This is a genomic window from Streptomyces sp. SCSIO ZS0520 (genome assembly GCF_025643355.1).
Classification (GTDB): domain Bacteria; phylum Actinomycetota; class Actinomycetes; order Streptomycetales; family Streptomycetaceae; genus Streptomyces; species Streptomyces physcomitrii.
The window spans coordinates 3,739,002-3,754,549 of the sequence record NZ_CP092644.1 but is presented as its reverse complement, the minus strand read 5'-3'; the positions used below and the strand labels follow the sequence as shown (position 1 = coordinate 3,754,549).

At 74.9% G+C, this 15,548-nt stretch carries 13 protein-coding genes; all 13 read left to right on the top strand.

The genetic code is table 11. The features are described 5' to 3' along the window. Positions 1-112: 112 nt before the first annotated feature. The 13 genes from MID12_RS14435 to MID12_RS14375 all read left to right on the top strand — a co-directional run bounded on the left by MID12_RS14435 (position 113) and on the right by MID12_RS14375 (position 15,488). Positions 113-877, top strand: coding sequence for a TetR/AcrR family transcriptional regulator (locus MID12_RS14435; RefSeq protein WP_263167585.1), 765 nt, complete (start codon positions 113-115; stop codon positions 875-877). A 345-nt stretch (positions 878-1,222) separates the two neighbouring features. Next, positions 1,223-3,088, top strand: coding sequence for an AMP-binding protein (locus tag MID12_RS14430; RefSeq protein ID WP_263167583.1), 1,866 nt, complete (start codon positions 1,223-1,225; stop codon positions 3,086-3,088). Further along, complete coding sequence (locus MID12_RS14425; RefSeq protein WP_263167582.1) at positions 3,085-4,263, top strand: beta-ketoacyl synthase N-terminal-like domain-containing protein; 1,179 nt, start codon at positions 3,085-3,087, stop codon at positions 4,261-4,263. Before MID12_RS14430 ends, MID12_RS14425 begins: the two co-directional genes overlap by 4 nt. Beyond that, positions 4,260-5,282 carry a beta-ketoacyl synthase N-terminal-like domain-containing protein gene (locus MID12_RS14420; RefSeq protein WP_263167580.1) on the top strand — a complete coding sequence of 341 codons (1,023 nt, stop codon included), beginning with the start codon at positions 4,260-4,262 and terminating at the stop codon, positions 5,280-5,282. The genes MID12_RS14425 and MID12_RS14420 overlap by 4 nt, the downstream gene beginning before the upstream one ends. After that, a complete protein-coding gene (locus MID12_RS14415; protein ID WP_040250734.1) occupies positions 5,279-5,539 on the top strand; it encodes an acyl carrier protein in 261 nt (86 codons plus the stop codon). The genes MID12_RS14420 and MID12_RS14415 overlap by 4 nt, the downstream gene beginning before the upstream one ends. Then, positions 5,536-6,273 carry a 3-oxoacyl-ACP reductase FabG gene (gene fabG / locus MID12_RS14410; RefSeq protein WP_040250731.1) on the top strand — a complete coding sequence of 246 codons (738 nt, stop codon included), beginning with the start codon at positions 5,536-5,538 and terminating at the stop codon, positions 6,271-6,273. The genes MID12_RS14415 and fabG overlap by 4 nt, the downstream gene beginning before the upstream one ends. After that, complete coding sequence (locus MID12_RS14405; RefSeq protein ID WP_040250729.1) at positions 6,270-7,016, top strand: thioesterase II family protein; 747 nt, start codon at positions 6,270-6,272, stop codon at positions 7,014-7,016. The genes fabG and MID12_RS14405 overlap by 4 nt, the downstream gene beginning before the upstream one ends. 656 nt (positions 7,017-7,672) lie before the next feature. After that, a complete protein-coding gene (locus MID12_RS14400) occupies positions 7,673-10,339 on the top strand; it encodes a nitrate- and nitrite sensing domain-containing protein (RefSeq protein ID WP_263167574.1) in 2,667 nt (888 codons plus the stop codon). A gap of 12 nt (positions 10,340-10,351) precedes the next feature. Then, a complete protein-coding gene (locus MID12_RS14395; RefSeq protein WP_040250723.1) occupies positions 10,352-10,765 on the top strand; it encodes a roadblock/LC7 domain-containing protein in 414 nt (137 codons plus the stop codon). Positions 10,766-10,821: 56 nt separating this feature from the next. After that, a complete protein-coding gene (locus tag MID12_RS14390; RefSeq protein ID WP_040250720.1) occupies positions 10,822-12,027 on the top strand; it encodes an ABC transporter substrate-binding protein in 1,206 nt (401 codons plus the stop codon). 1 nt (position 12,028) lies between these two features. Further along, on the top strand, positions 12,029-14,026 hold the full coding sequence (locus tag MID12_RS14385; protein WP_263167571.1) for an ABC transporter permease: 1,998 nt from the start codon (positions 12,029-12,031) through the stop codon (positions 14,024-14,026). Further along, positions 14,023-14,787, top strand: coding sequence for an ABC transporter ATP-binding protein (locus MID12_RS14380; RefSeq protein ID WP_263167569.1), 765 nt, complete (start codon positions 14,023-14,025; stop codon positions 14,785-14,787). The genes MID12_RS14385 and MID12_RS14380 overlap by 4 nt, the downstream gene beginning before the upstream one ends. Continuing rightward, positions 14,787-15,488, top strand: a complete 702-nt coding sequence (locus MID12_RS14375; RefSeq protein WP_263167567.1) for an ABC transporter ATP-binding protein — start codon at positions 14,787-14,789, stop codon at positions 15,486-15,488. Before MID12_RS14380 ends, MID12_RS14375 begins: the two co-directional genes overlap by 1 nt. The last annotated feature ends 60 nt before the right edge of the window (positions 15,489-15,548 follow it).

Below are 15,548 nucleotides of genomic sequence, written 5' to 3'. Positions count from 1 at the left end.
AGCAGCCGAGGAAGTAAGTGGGGAGTGCTCCCCATTTCTCGTCCGACGATAGCATCCGTACCGGGGAGTGCTCCCCGCTTCCCGATTCCCGCCGCCACGGAGGACGAACACCATGACCCTCGGCCCGCCCGATCCGAGCCCTTCGGCGGACGCGGATCGCTCGTCCGGCGCGGCCCCGTCGTCCGGCGCGGGCGCCCCGTCCGATTCCGGCCCTCCCCGTCGCCGCGACGCCCGCCGCAACCGGGACCTCCTCGTCGGGGCGGCCCGGGAGGTCTTCGCCGAGCAGGGTCTTGAGGCGCCGCTCGATGTGATCGCCCGCCGGGCGGGGGTGGGCAACGCGACGCTCTACCGGCACTTCCCCAGCCGGGTCGCCCTGGTCGACGCGGTCTTCCGCGATCCGCTGGCCGAGACGATGGCCGCCGGGGAGCGGGCGCGGTCCGCGCCGGACGCCTGGGCCGGGCTGAGCGGCTATCTGGCGGCCGTCTTCACCGTGCTCGCCGCCGACCGCGGCACCAACGACCTGATGACCACCCCGCTGCGGGGCATCCCGGCGCTGGACGCGGTGCACGCGCACAACCGCCGTACGGTGGAGCTCCTGCTCGACCGCGGTCGCGCAGAGGGCAGCGTCCGGGCCGAAGTCACCGCCGAGGACCTGCTGTTCACGCTCGCCGCGCTCGGCCGCGCGGTGCCGGCGCTGACCGGTGCCGCCGCTCCGGACGCCTGGCGCCGCCCGCTGGCCCTCCTCCTCGACGGACTGCGCGCCGCCCCGGCCGCGGCCCCGCTGCCGGGCGCCGCCCTCACCGCCGAGGAACTGGGGGAGGTGCTGCGGGAGTTGGGCCCGCACCGCCCGTCCCCGAGGCCGTCCACGGCCGACTGAGGCCGACTCGGGCCCGAAGATCGCCGAACCGTCCGTATTCCCTGCTCACCGAGGGTGTCCGACTCCTCTGCCTGTGCGGCCTGTTGCCGCGCGCTAAACGAACACCTGCGCTTGTTCTGCAAGTTAGGGGTGTTCAGGGGTGGGAGTAGGGGTCCGTGCCGGGTCGGGAGCCCCGTGGTCGGCCATAGGGTTGCCCCTCTCCGGGGCCGTGGCCAGAACTCGTCGCCCGTCCGGAGGGCGGGGTGCGCGGCGGGGGTTTCCCGGACGAGCGCGCCGCGTCGGACCGGAGTGCGGGCGGACCCGTGACGAGGGGCCCCTGCGACCGAATGGAGAAGGACTCTTCGGATGCACGAGAAGCTTGAGAGGCTGCGCGGCATCGTCGCGTCCATCCTCGAACTGGACCCCGCGGAGGTGCCGGAGGACGCCCGCTTCTACGAGGACCTCGGCGCCGACTCCCTGGAGAAGACCGCCATCACGGCACGTGTCGAGGGGGAGTTCGGCGTCCGCCTGACCGCCGAGGACGCCACCGCGATGGGCAGCCTGCGGGAGGCGGCGGAGGTGCTCACGAAGGCGGCCCGTTCGGTGGATCCCGGACAGCAGGCCGAGCCCGTCGCCGAGTTGGGCGAGGCCCTGGACACGCCCTCGCGGCCGGTCGCGGAGGCGGGCGGCACCGACCTGGTCGAGACGCTGGTCTCCGCCCAGGTGGCGGCAGGCCGGGGCGCGGTGAGCGCGTACGTGGACCCGGATGTCGGCGAGGTCGGTTACGCGCGGCTGCTCGACGCCGCCCGCGGCTACGCCGGTGCCCTGGACGCGCTGGGGATCGCCGCCGGGACCCGCTGCCTGCTCGTCGCCGACGACTCCGCGGCGACCGCCGCCGCCGTGCTCGGCCTGTGGTGGCGCGGCTGTGTGCCGGTGGTGGTCAGCCCGATGCTCACCGACGAGGAGCTGGCCTATATCGCCGCGGACTGCGCCGCCGGTCTCCTGCACCTGGACGCCCCGCCCCGGCGGCACCAGGCGGTCGCCGAACTCCTCGCCGCACTGCCGCAGTTGAGCGGCGACGACGTCCGTACCGCGCTCGCCGCGCGCGAGACGCCCGGGGACAACCCCGCCTACCGGCCCACTCGCGCGGGCGCCCCGGCGCGGGCCGCCGAGGCGGACGAGGTGCTCGTGCAGTACACCTCCGGCAGCACCGGACGGCCCAAGGGGGTGCGCCACTCCACGGGCGGCATCCTCGGCCTGCTCCGGGCCGCGGAGGGCTTCCTCGGGCTGCGCGCCGGGGACGTGGTGCTCTCCACCGCGCGGATGTCCTTCGGCTACGGCTTCGGCAACTCCGTACTGTGCCCGCTCGCCGCGGGCGCCACCGTCGTGCTCCTCCGCGGCACCGTGGACGCGCCCACCGTCACCGTCGCCGTCAAGCGCCACCGGCCGACCGTGCTCTTCCTGGTGCCCCGGATGTACGCGGCGCTGCTGGACCAACTGCCGGGCGCCGCACCGGAGTCGCTGGAGGACGTGCGGCTGTGCGTGGCGGCGGGCGAGAACCTGCCCGCGGGTCTCGGCGAGCGGGTCCGCGAGACCTTCGGCGCCGGTCTGGTGAACGGCCTCGGGGCGACCGAGTCGCTGCACATCGTGGTCGCCACCCCGGCGGGCGAGGCCATGCCCGGCACCTTCGGCCAGCCGGTGCCCGGGGTCACCGCGAGCGTGCGGGACGAGGACGGCGCACCCGTACCGGACGGCGAGCCGGGACGCCTGCACATCGCGGGGCCCACCGTCGCCCTCGGCTACCTGGGCCTGCCCGAGGCCACCGCCCGGGCCTTCGCGGACGGCGGCCTCTACACCGGGGACATCGTCCGACGCGCCCCGGACGGCGGCCCGTTCACCCATCTCTGCCGCGCCGACGACCTGCTGAACCTCGGCGGCTACAAGGTGCCGCCCGCCGAGATCGAGGAGGTCGTACGGGCCACCGCCGGGGTGCGGGACTGCGCCGTCGTCGGCACCGAGGACGAGCACGGGCTGCAGTCCGCGGTGCTCTATGTGCAGCCCGTCGCCGAGATCGAGCGGCAGGCGCTGCGGCGCACCGTGATGGGCGCCCTGCGCAGCCGTCTGGCGGCCTACAAGCGCCCGGCCCGGCTGGAGTTCGTGGACGAGATGCCCACCACCTCCACCGGCAAACTGGCCGCCTTCCGGCTGCGGGAGCGGGCCGGGCAGCGGTGAGCTGGGACATCATCGGGATGGGGGCCGTCGCCAATCTGGGCGACAGCCCCGGGGCCGTCTTCGAGGCGCTGTGCGCGAGCCGGGAGAGCCGCGCCCCGCTGCGCGCCTTCGACCGCACCCGCTACCGCGGCGGCTACGCCTACGAGATCGACGACCGGCCCGCGGACGGCGCCGACGAACCGCTGCGCGCGACCCGCTGGCTGACCACCGCCATCCGGCAGGCCCTCGCCGACGCGGGCCTCGACGAGGGGCTCGGCCGGATCCCGGTGCTGGTCGGCACCACCCTGCGCGAGCAGCGCAGCGCCGAACTCTGGTGGCGCGAGGGCACCGCCCTGGACCCGGCCGCCCTGCACTTCGGGCCCGCCCTCGGCGCGGCCTTCGGCGCCGAGGACGCGCACACCTTCGCCAACGCCTGCTCGGCCTCGCTCGGCGCGCTGGCCCTCGGCACCGACCTGCTCGCCCTCGGCATGGCCGACACCGTGGTGGTCGCGGGCAGCGACTCGATGACCGAGAGCGCCTTCGGCACCCTGGACCGGGTGCAGAACGAGATCCCGCGCGCCCTGCGGCCCTTCGACACCACCCACAAGGGCATGCTGATGGGCGAGGGCGCGGTCGCCGTGGTGCTGCGCCGCAGCGCCGACACCGCCGACACCGCCGACGACACGGACGGCACCGGCCCGGCGCGGCAGCGCGCGCCCCGGGTGCACGCCCGGCTGCGCTCGGTCGGCGTCAACTGCGACGCCCGGCACGCCACGGCGCCCGACGCCGAGGGCATCGACTGGGTGGTGCGGGAGGCCCACCGGCGGGCCGGGCTCGGGCCCGCGGACGTGGACCTGGTGATGTGCCACGGCAGCGGCACCCCGCGCAACGACGAGACCGAGGCCGCCGTGCTCGGCCGGATCTTCCCCGGCTCCGGCGGCCCGCTGATGACCGCGATCAAATCGCTGACCGGGCACACCCTGGGCGGCTCCGGACTGCTCAGCCTCGTCATGGGGGTGCTCGCCGCGCGGCATCAGACGGTGCCGCCGGTGCACGGGCTGACCGAGCCGATCCCGGAGGCCGCCGGGCTGCGCCTGGTGCGCGGCGCCGCCGTCGCCGCCGCGCCGCGGATCGTCCAGGTCAACGCCTTCGGGCTGGGCGGGATCAACGCGGTGGCCATGGTGGAGGCCGCGTGACGGCCCCCGGCCCGCTGCCGCTGCGCGCCCTGCCGGCGAGCGCGGCCCCGGTCGTCGTCACCGGCACCGGGACCGCCGTCACCGGCCTGACCGGACCCGCCGATCTGCTCCGCCAACCGCCTTACGGGCCAGGGGGGTTCGACCCGGTCACCGGGCTCAAGGGCCGCGAGCTGCGCAACCTGGACCGGGCCTCCCGGCTGGCGCTGCGCGCCGCGGCGCCCGCCCTCGCGGAGGCGCAACTCCTCGACGCGGACGGCGGGTTCACGGGGGAGGCGGACACCGCGGCGGTGGTCGTCAGCAGCAGTCTCGGCACCCTGGACACGGTCGCCGCCCTCAGCGACACCATCGCCCGGGAGGGCGTCACCGGGCTGACCCCGCTCGGGCTGCCGGGGACGTCGAGCAATGTCTGCGCGGGCTATCTGGCGATCCGGCACGGGCTGCGCGGCCCGAGCCTGACCGTCTGCAACGGCCCGAGCAGCGGCCTGGACGCGCTGTTCTGGGCCCGGGTGCTGCTCGCCGCGGGCCGGGCCCGTACCGTCCTGGTGGTCGGCGTGGAGCCCTCGGGCCCCGCGGTCACCCGGCTGCTCGGCCGGGAGACCACGGACGCCGCCGCGGCGGTCGTCCTGGAGCGCGCCGAGGACGCCGCCGCGCGCGGTGCGCACCCGCGGGCCCTGCTCGCCGCCTACGGCAGGGCCTCCTCGGCGGCCGAGGCCGCGGCCGAGGCCGCCGCGGGCCTCGCCGCGCCGCTCGAAGGACCGGTGGACCTGTGGCTCACCGGTGAACAGCAAGCAGGGGAGGGGGAGTTGACCGCGGGCGCGCCCCGGCTCGATGTCGAGCAGGCGCTCGGTCCGCTCTCCGGGGCCCTCGGCGTGGTGCAGTGCGCCGCCGCGGTGGCGCACCTGGACGCCACCGCGGCCGAGACGGTCCTGGCGAGTGCGGGCGGCGGGCCCGAGACCGCCGCGGCGCTGCTCCTCACCCGATCCGTACCACCGAACTCCGAAAGGAAAGAGCCGAGTTGACCGCCACCGAGGTGAACAAGGAAGACCTGCGCGGCATCGTCGCCGACGCGCTGGAGGCCGACCGCGAAGAGGTCGGCGACCAGGCCGACTTCGCGGAGGAGCTGGAGGTCGACTCGCTGGTCCAGCTGGAGATCTCCTCCCAGGTGGAGAACTCCTACGGCATCTCCATCGAGGAGGTCCTCGCCTCCGGCGTGACGACCCTCGACGAGCTGTACGGCTTCGTCACCGCCCGCCTGGCCGAGCGGCACCCGGCATGAGCCGCCCGCTCGCCCTGGTCTCCGGGGGCTCGCGCGGCATCGGCCGGGCCGTCGTCGTCCGCCTCGCCCAGGACGGCTACGACGTGGCCTTCTGCTACCGCACCCGCACCGACGCGGCGGAGGCCGCCGCCGAGGAGGCCCGGGAGGCCGGGGCCCGCACCCTCGCCACCCGGCTCGACGTCGCCGACGGGCCCGCGGTACGCGCCTTCGTGGCCGAGGCGGTGGACCGATTCGGCGCCCCCGCCGCGGTGGTGACCGCGGCGGGCATCGCCCGGGACCGCCCCCTCGCGCTGATGGAGGACGCCGAGTGGGAGTCCGTGCTGCGCACCAATCTGGACGGCACCTTCCACCTGTGCCGGGCCGCCCTCCAGCCGATGGTGCGGCGCCGCGCGGGCGCCTTCGTCACGATCTCCTCCATCGCGGGGATCCACGGCGGCATCGGGCAGACCAACTACGCGGCCTCCAAGGCGGGCATCCTCGGCTTCACCCGCGCCCTCGCCAAGGAGAACGGGCGCTTCAACATCCGCGTCAACTCGGTCGCCCCGGGCCTCATCGAGACCGACATGACCGCCGAGATGCCGGACAAGGCGCGCGAGCAGCATCTGCGGCGCACCCCGCTGCGCTGCCTGGGCCGCCCGGAGGACGTGGCGGACGCGGTCTCCTTCCTGGTCTCCGACCGGGCCCGCTTCATCACCGGCGAAGTCCTCAGCGTGGACGGCGGGTTGACCCTGTGAGCCCGGCCGCCGCCCGGCTCACCCGCCCCGCGCCCCGCGCCGACCCGGCGGTACGGGTCTTCCTGATCCACCACGGCGGCGGCTCCCATCTGCTCTACCGGGGCTGGGCCGCGCGGTTCCCCGCCGACTGGGAGGTCTGCCTGCCGGACTACCCCGGCCGGGCGCACCGGCGCGCCGAGCCGCTGCTCGGCGACAGCGCCGCCCTGGTGGACGACCTGCGCGCCCAGCTCGCCGACTGGTGGGACCGCCCCTTCGTGCTCTTCGGGCACAGCATGGGCGCCCTGCTCGCCTACGAGTTGACCCGGCGCCTGCTGGCCGAGGGCGACCCGCTGCCCCGCGCCCTGCACCTCTCCGCCTTCCAGCCGCCCTCGCGCTTTCGGCCGTACGAGCCGCCGCGGCATCTGCTCGGCGAGGAGGAGCTGCGGGACTGGCTGCGCGCCACCGGGGCCTGCCCGCCGCGGCTGCTCGACGACGCGGCGGTCTGGGCGCGCTTCGGCCCGCTGCTGCGCGGGGACTTCGCGGTCGTGGACGGCTGGCGGCCGGATGCCGGGGCGCCGCCGCTGCCGGTGCCGCTGTCGGTCTCCGGCGGACTCGGCGACCCGCTGGTGGACCCCGGGGACCTGAGCGCCTGGGCGGAGTACACCAAGGACTTCCGCGGTACGCACCTTTACCCGGGCGGCCACTTCTACCTGACCGAGCATCGGAAGAGCATTGTCCAGACTGTTACCGCCCCCGTCCTGTGAACTCCCGCTATTTCAGCGTCAGTTGACACCCGGTGCCCATTTCGGAGCCGACGGCGGCGCGATCGTTTCACCGTACAACTCCCTTGCTATTACGGCTGTTTCGCGGCGGACAACACCCCTTCACCGCGGGGGGCGCACGCCGGTGCGGGTACGGGCGGTCGGCGCACCGCGTCGTGCCGTGTCCTCCCGTGCCACCGGCAACCCGCCCTGGGCCGTGCGCCGTTCGCGCTCCGCTGCGCCCGCCGTGTCCTGTGGTACAGGCGCACCGGGCCGGACCCGCGCGAACGGCCTCCGGGCCGCTGCCGCCGTCCGCCCAGAAGGGCGACTGGGGGTGCCGCGGAGACCTAGGGGGCGCACCGGGGTGCCCGGGGGGTTCTCGCGTGAGCCGTGGCGGCGTGATGCTGACGAGATGCGCGGGCCAGGAGGAGTCGTCTCGGGGCCGAGAGCCCCTGTTTCATTCTGCTCGTTAGTGAGCATTCCGCACATTACTGATGCTCAAGTTTGTTTTTCTCGGTCATCTTGTTGCAAAGTGTGACGGCGCAAAATGATCGAGACCGCAGGGGTCGACCACCCCTATGTGCTGTGTCCCCACACCCCCTTCGCAGCTAGGCGTTCAGCGTGTCCGTGATATCAGCCTCCGGTGAGGGGCGTGCCTCGTGACGATCAACCGTCGCCTCGTGCTTCTCGTGGCGGTGCCACTGCTCGTGGCACTGACCTTCTCCGTGCTCGCCCTCGCGCCCGCGACCAACCAGGCGCTGCAAGCCCACCGGCTGACGACGATGGTCGAAGCCGCCCAGTCCGCCGCCGAGTTGACGCACCGCCTCCAGCGCGAGCGGGCCGCCGCGACCGCGCTGGTGGCCGGTCAGGGCGAGGCCGAGAACTTCTCCGCCAGCTCCCAGTCCACCGACCGGGGCCTCGCCGACTTCCGCGGCCTCTCCGGCGATCTGGCCTCGGTGCCCGACAAGGCGCGCGGCGCCCTCGACCGGATCAAGGGCTCGCTGGAGGAGCTGCCCTCGCTGCGCGCCCAGGCGCGCTCGGGTGAAAGCTCCCTGTCCGCCCTGGCGTTCGGCTACCGCATCGTCATCACCAACCTCATCGACTACCGCGACGGCATCGCCCTCTCGGACGGACTCGAAGCCGGCATCGCCGACCGGATCAGGGCCGCCGCCGCCCTGTCCCGCGCCGCCGAGCACATCGGCCGCCAACAGGTCACCGTGCAGCGCGCCTTGGCGGCGGGCGGCTTCACCCCCGCCTCGCTGCGCACCTTCGACGCGACCCGCCTCGGCTACACGGACTCCACCGCGGTCCTCTTCGACCTCGGCCCCCGGCAGTGGCGCACCTGGCTGGAGCGCGCCCTGTCCGGGCCCAAGTCCCAGCAGGCGCAGCGACTCGAGGACGAGATCGGGCGCAGCGAGCCGGGCAAGGAGCTCGACGTCTCCACGGACGACTGGCTGGCGGCCACCTCGGACCGCCTCGACCTGCTGCGCGGGGTGGAGAAGCGGGTCGACGACTCGCTGCACGACACGGTCACCGACACCCGTACCGAACTCGCCTGGTGGGCGATCGCCGAGGCCGTCCTCGTGCTGCTCACCCTCTTCGGCGCGGTCTTCGTCGCCTTCCGGCTCGGCCGGGTCATGATCCGCCGCCTGCGGGACCTGCGGACCGCGGCCCACGAGGTCGCGAACACCACGCTGCCCCAGGTGGTGGCCCAGCTGTCCAAGCCGGGGGCGCTGCGCGGCGCCAGCCCCGAGGAGGTCGCGCAGAACTCGGGCCGCCCGGTCGAGGCCACCTCCAAGGACGAGATCGGCGAGGTCGGCAAGGCGTTCAACGCGGTGCACTTCGAGGCGGTGCGGCTCGCCGCCGAACAGGCCCGCTTCCACGAGCAGTTCGCCGAGACCCTGGTGGGCGTGGCCCGCCGCGGCGCCCAGCTCACCAGCGTCATGGTCCGCGAACTCGACACCGTCCAGCGCGACGAGGCCGACCCCGAGCGCATGCAGACCCTGTTCGCGCTCGACCACCTCGCCATCCGCATGGAGCGCAACACCAACAACCTGCTGGTGCTCGGCGGTTACGGGCACGGCCGGGTGCGCAGCGACGACGTGCCCTGCTCCACGGTCATCCTGGTGGCCGCCCAGCAGATCGAGCAGTTCGGGCGGGTGCGGCTCGGCGTGGTCGAGAAGGGCATCGGCGTCGCCGCCCGGGTGGTGCACGACGTCGCCCACATCCTCGCCGAACTCCTCGACAACGCCACCAACTTCTCGCCCCCCGGCACCCATGTCGGGGTCGCGGTGTGGCGGCTGCACGACCGGGCCGTGGTCCAGGTCGTCGACGAGGGCGTCGGCATGCCGCCGGAGCGCCGGGCGCGCTGCAACGCGGCGCTCGCCTCCACCCGTACCGACATCGGCGACGTGCGCGCGATGGGTCTGCACGTGGTGGCCCGGCTCGCGCGCCGGCACGGCATCGCCGTCGAACTGCGCGACGGCGCCCCCGGCATCATCGCCGAGGTCACCCTGCCCACCGAGATCCTCACCGAGATCGCGGAGGAGACCACCCCGGTCGCCCCCGAGGTCTTCCAGGAGCGTCCGCGCAGCGGCCCCGCCGCCCCGCCGCGCCCCGCGATCCGCGCGACGGCCGAGGACCCGGCCCCGGCCGTACGGAGCGGCGAGGACCCGGCCGAGGCGCCGCGCCGCGCGGCACCCGCCGCCCGCGACCCCTTCCGCACCGAGCGGGCCGCCTCCCGTACCGCGCCGGACCGCCAGGGGCAGGACCAGGACCGCGAGCCCTGGGACCACAAGCGGCCCGAGGAGCAGCGGGCCCGCGAGCCGTGGGACCACAAGCGGCCCGAGGAGCAGCAGGACCGCCCGGCGCGGGACCACGAGCGCTCCGCCGAGGACCCGGGCCACCCCGCCGAGGGCCCGGCCCGGCCCGCGCCCTCCTGGGCGCGGACCCCCGCCACCGTCGGCCCGCCGCGTGGGGGACCGCCGCGGCCGCCGGGCGGCGAACGGCCGCAGGAGGCGGCCCGGCCGGGCGAGCGGGACACCGGGGGTGAGGCCTCCGCCCGCTTCAGCAAGTCCGGGCTGCCGGTGCGGCAGAAGGGCGGCAGCATGGAGCGCCCGCTGCCGGGCGCCGCCAGGGCGGAGGGTACGGAGCCCCGCCCCGGGGCGGCCAGACCCGGTACGGCACGGCCCGCCAAACCGGCGCCGCGCCGCCGGGACTCCCGGCAGGTCTCCGACGTCTTCGCCGCCTACACGCAAGGGATCAGCCGCAGTAACAGCCGCCGCAACCGCCCCGCGGATGCGGACAGAACCGATGACCAGAGCTAACGGAGCCTGTTCGTGACCACCTCAAGCACCGAAGATCTGAACTGGATCCTGAGCGGCTTCGCGCGTCGCCTGCCGGAAGTGACCCAGGCCATCGCCGTCTCCGTGGACGGACTCGCCCTCGCCTACTTCGGTGTCGAGCGGGACGACGCGGACCGGCTCGCCGCCATCGCGTCCGGCATCGTCAACCTGCTCTCGGGGGCGGCGCAGGTGATGAACGCCGACCCCGTCGAGCACAGCCTGACCGCCATGGAGGGCGGCTACCTCTTCTCGATGGCGGTCTCCAGCGGCGCCTCGCTGCTCGTGACCACCACCCGGGACGCCGACATCGGCGAGGTCAGCTACCGGATGGCCGAGCTGATCAACCAGGTCGGCGACACGCTGAGCCCGGAGATCCTGCACAACCACCACACCGGGCCCGCCTCCTGACGGACCGTCACCCCCCGCCGTATTCGACCATCCCCCGTCCTCGATTCGGAGCCCGCATGGAAACCCACGTCCGCCAGAAGCGCAGCCGCAGAACCCGTACCGGGGCCGCCGCGCTGGTCCTCGCACTCGCCGCCGTCGCCGGATGCAGCAGCGACAGCGGGGGCGACGACGACACGGTGAAGGTGGGGGTGCTCGCCTCGCTCTCCGGTACGTACAAGGCGGTCGGCACCGACCTGCGCGACGGCTTCCAGCTGTACCTGGACACCCACGGCGGCAAGCTCGGCGGCAAGAAGGCGGAGCTGGTCGCCGCCGACGAGGGCGACGGCCCGCCCACCGCGGTGCCCGCGGCCACCAAGCTGATCAAGAAGGACAAGGTCGACGCGCTCACCGGCATCGTCAGCGGCGGCACCTTCAACGCCGTTCTGCCGCTGGTGAACTCCTCGAAGATCCCGCTGATCGGCTCCAACGCGCGGCCCGAGGTCAAGGACGTCAGCCGGGTCTGGGACACCAGCTTCTTCTCCGACGAGCCGGGCCGGGCGATCGCCGGGCACGTCAAGAAGGAGGTGGACGGCCCCGTCTACGCCATCGGCCCCGACTACCAGGGCGGCTACGACGAACTCCGCGGCTTCACCGACGCCTTCAAGGAGGAGGGCGGCAAGCTGGCCAACCCGGGCGGCAAGACCAAGTGGACGCCGTTCCCGAAGACCACCAACTTCACCCCGTACTTCTCCGAGATCGCCCGCTCCGGCGCCAAGGCCGTCTACTGCTTCTACGCGGGCAAGGCCGCCGTCGACTTCGTGAAGCAGTACGCCAAGTCCGACATCGCGGACCTGCCGCTGTACTCGGCGGGCTTCCTCACCGAGGGCAGCCTGCTCAACGCCCAGGGCGACTCCGCCAAGGGCATCTACTCGGTGCTCAACTACGCGCAGGACCTCGACGGCGACGCCAACCGCAAGTTCGTCGCCGACTGGACCGCCAAGCACGAGACCCCGCCGACCACCTACGCGATGGCCTCCTACGACGCCGCCGCCGTGCTCGACCAGGCGGTCGCCGACGCCGCGAAGGACGGCGGCGAGGTGACCCCGGAGGCCATCAACAAGGCCATCGACGGCCTCGGCCAGATCGACAGCCCGCGCGGCGCCTGGGAGTTCAACAAGAAGACCCACTCGCCGGTGCAGAAGTGGTACCTGCGCCAGGTCCGCCCGGACGGCAAGCAGCTCGCCAACGTCATGGTGCAGGACCTGGCGACCCTCGGCGGCTGACATGGGCTTCCTGGACGCCCAGTTCGTACCGGCCCTCGACGGAGTGGCCTACGGGCTGCTGCTCTTCGTCGTCGCCGCCGGACTGAGCCTGGCCTTCGGCACCGCCGGAGTGCTCAACCTCTCCCACGGCACGCTGTACGCACTCGGCGCCTACACCGGCGCCGAGTGCGGCGACGGCACCTGGGGCGGTTTCCTGCTCGGGCTCGCCGCCGGTACCGCGGTGGCCTGCCTCGCGGGCGTCCTGCTCTCCGCCGCCACCGCCCCGCTCTCCCGGCGCGGGCACCTCGCCCAGGCCCTGCTCACCTTCGGCCTGGCACTGGCGGGCGGCAACCTCCTCGTCGAGTACTTCGGCGAGGACGAGATGCCGGTGCCGGTGCCCGGGGTGCTCGACTCCACGGTCACCCTCCTCGGGCACCGCTACCCGGCCTACCGCCTGTGCTTCATCGGCATGGCCCTGCTCCTCGCGGCCGCCGGGACCTGGGTGCTCACTCGCACCCGGGCCGGCGCCGCGGTCCGCGCCGCCGCCGACGACCCCCAGATGCTCGCCGCGACCGGCATCAGCCCGCGCGCCGTGCACACCGGCGTCCTCGCCGCCTCGGGCGCCCTCGCCGGGGCGGCCGGGGCCCTCGGCGCCCCCATCATCGGCCCGGGCCCGGACACCGCCGACACCGTCCTGATGCTCTCCCTGGTCATCGTCGTGCTCGGCGGGCTGCGCTCGCTGTGGGCCACCCTCGCCGCGGCGCTCCTGGTCGGCGAGGTGCAGACCCTCGGCGTCTCCCTGATGCCCGACTGGGCGCCCTATCTGCTCTTCGCCGCGATGGCCGCCGTCCTCGTCCTGCGCTCCGGACTCACCGCCGAGCCGGAGGCCACCGCCCACCAGGACGGCGCCCCGAGCCGCCCGGCCCGCGCCCTCGCCGCGGCACGCGCCCAAGTCGCCACCGGCACCGGCGAGTTGACCGCCCGCCTGACCGGCCCCCTGGCCTCCCGGCTGCCCGCCCGGCTGCGCCGCCCCGCCGGATCGGCGGCCCCCTTCCTGCTCCTGCTCGCGGTGCTCGCCGCCCTGCCCTCGGTCCTGGACGCCTACTCGCTCTCCCTGGTCGGCTACGCCCTCGCCCTCGGACTGCTCGCGGTCAGCGTCACCGTCGTCACCGGCTACGCGGGCCTGCCCACCCTCGGCCAGGCCGCCCCCTTCGCGGTCGGCGGCTACGCCACCGCGCTGCTCGCCGAGGAGGGCTGGACCACCGGACCGCTCCTGGTCCTCCTCGCGGCCCTGGCCGCCGCCCTGTTCTCGCTCGTCACCGGGCCCGCGATCATCCGCGCCCGGGGCACCACGGTGCTCATGATCACCCTGGCCGTGGGCGAGTTGACGGTCACCGCCATCGACCGGATGGGCTGGCTCACCGGCGGCACCGACGGACTCGTGGGCTTCCCCGCCCTGCGCTGGCTGCCCGGCACCCCCGAACTCCTCGACGAACGCCAGCTCTACGGCTACGCCCTCACCGTCGCCGCGGTCGCCCTCGCCCTGACCCTGCTCGTGCTCCACTCGCCCGCCGGGAAGCTGCTCACCGGCAGCCGCGCCGCCGAGTCCCGGCTGCGCGCCTCCGGGCACCCGGTGGGCCGGTACCTGCTCGTCGCGCACCTCGGCGCCGGGGCGCTCGCCGGGGTCGGCGGCTCCCTGATGGTGACCGTGCAGAGCTATATCTCCCCCGCCGACGTCGGCTTCGAGACCGCCGCCCTCGCCCTGCTCGCCGCGGTCATCGGCGGCACCCGCTCGGTCCTCGGCGCCCTGCTCGGCGCCGGTCTCATCGTCTTCACCCGGGACTGGCTCGCCGGAGCCTGGCCCGGCCACGCACCCCTGCTGCTCGGCGCGCTCTTCGTCGCCGCCGTCTACCTGCTGCCCCGCGGACTCGCCGGACTGCTGCCGAGGCCGGAGCCCGGCCGCCCACCGGCGGTGGCGAAGACGGCCGCGCCCCAGCCGGTGGAGAGGAGCGCGACATGAGCGAGCCGGTGCTCCGACTCACCGACGTCCGGCGCCGGTTCGGCAGTCTCACCGCCGTCGACAAGGTGAGCCTCAGCCTGCCGCCGGGCGCCCGGCACGCCGTCATCGGGCCCAACGGGGCGGGCAAGACCACCCTGCTCAACCTGATCGCGGGCACCGACCGGCCGGACGGCGGCACCCTGCGGCTCGACGGCACCGACATCGCCCGCCTCGGCCCCGGGCGCCGCAACCGCCTCGGCATCGCCCGCAGCTTCCAGCAGCCCACCGCGGTCGCCGAGTTGAGCGCCCTGGACAACATCGTGCTCGCCTCCTGGCGGCACCACGGGACCGGCCGCGGACTCTGGCGCAGCCCCCGGCGCCACCGGCAGCTCACCGAGCAGGCCCTGCGGCGCCTCGACGAGGTCGGCCTCGCCCCGGTCGCCCACCGCCCGGCGGGCGCCCTCTCGCACGGTCAGCGCCGCCTGCTCGACCTCGCCGCCGCGCTCTCCGGCACCCCCCGGCTGCTGCTGCTCGACGAACCCGCCGCCGGGCTCACCGACACCGACATCGCCCGGCTGCTCGACGTCCTCGCCCGGCTCGACACGGACACCGCCGTGATCCTCGTGGAGCACCACAGCGAGGTCGTCGCCCGCTTCGCCCGTACGGTGACCGTGCTCGCCGCCGGGCGCGCCCTGGTCACCGCGCCCACCCGGGAGGCCCTCGCCCACCCCGAGGTTCGCGAGGCCTACCTGGAGGCCGTGCCCGCCGAGGAGACGCCCTGATGCTCCAACTCACCGCCGTGAGCGCGGGATACGGCGGCGGCACCGTGCTGCACGGACTCGACCTGGCCGTCCCCGAGGGCACCGTGCACGCCGTCGTCGGGCACAACGGCGCGGGCAAGACCACCCTGGTGCACACCGTGGCCGGGCTGCTGCGCCCCGCCGCCGGGACGGTACGCCTCGCCGGGGCCGACCTCACCGGGCGCCCGCCGCACCGGATGGCCCGCGCCGGAATCGGCCTCGTACCGCAGGGCCGCCGGGTCTTCGCCTCGCTCACCGTCGCCGAGCACCTGCTCCTCGCCGACCGCGGCGGCAGCTGGACGGTGCCCCGGGTGCTCGCGCTGCTGCCCCGCCTCGGCGAACGCCGGAGCCACCGGGGCAGCGACCTCTCCGGCGGCGAACAGCAGATGCTCGCCCTGGCCCGCGCGCTGCTCGGCTCCCCCCGGCTGCTCCTGCTCGACGAGCCCACCGAAGGCCTGGCCCCTCAACTCGCCCGTATGGTCCACGAGTTGATCGCCTCGCTGGCCGCCGAGGGGCTGACCGTGCTGCTCGTCTCGCCGAGCCCCGCCCTCGCCGCCGCCTGCGCCGACGAGGTGACCGTCCTGACCTCCGGACGCGCCACCCACCACTTCACCGGCGGCACGGTCCGCGCCGACCCGAGCGCCCTGCACGCGGCCCTGGACCTCACGGCCGGCGGGGTCTGAGCCGGGGGCCGGTCCCGGCCGGGCCGCCGGGCGTCTGCAGCTCCGGTACGCACCGGACGC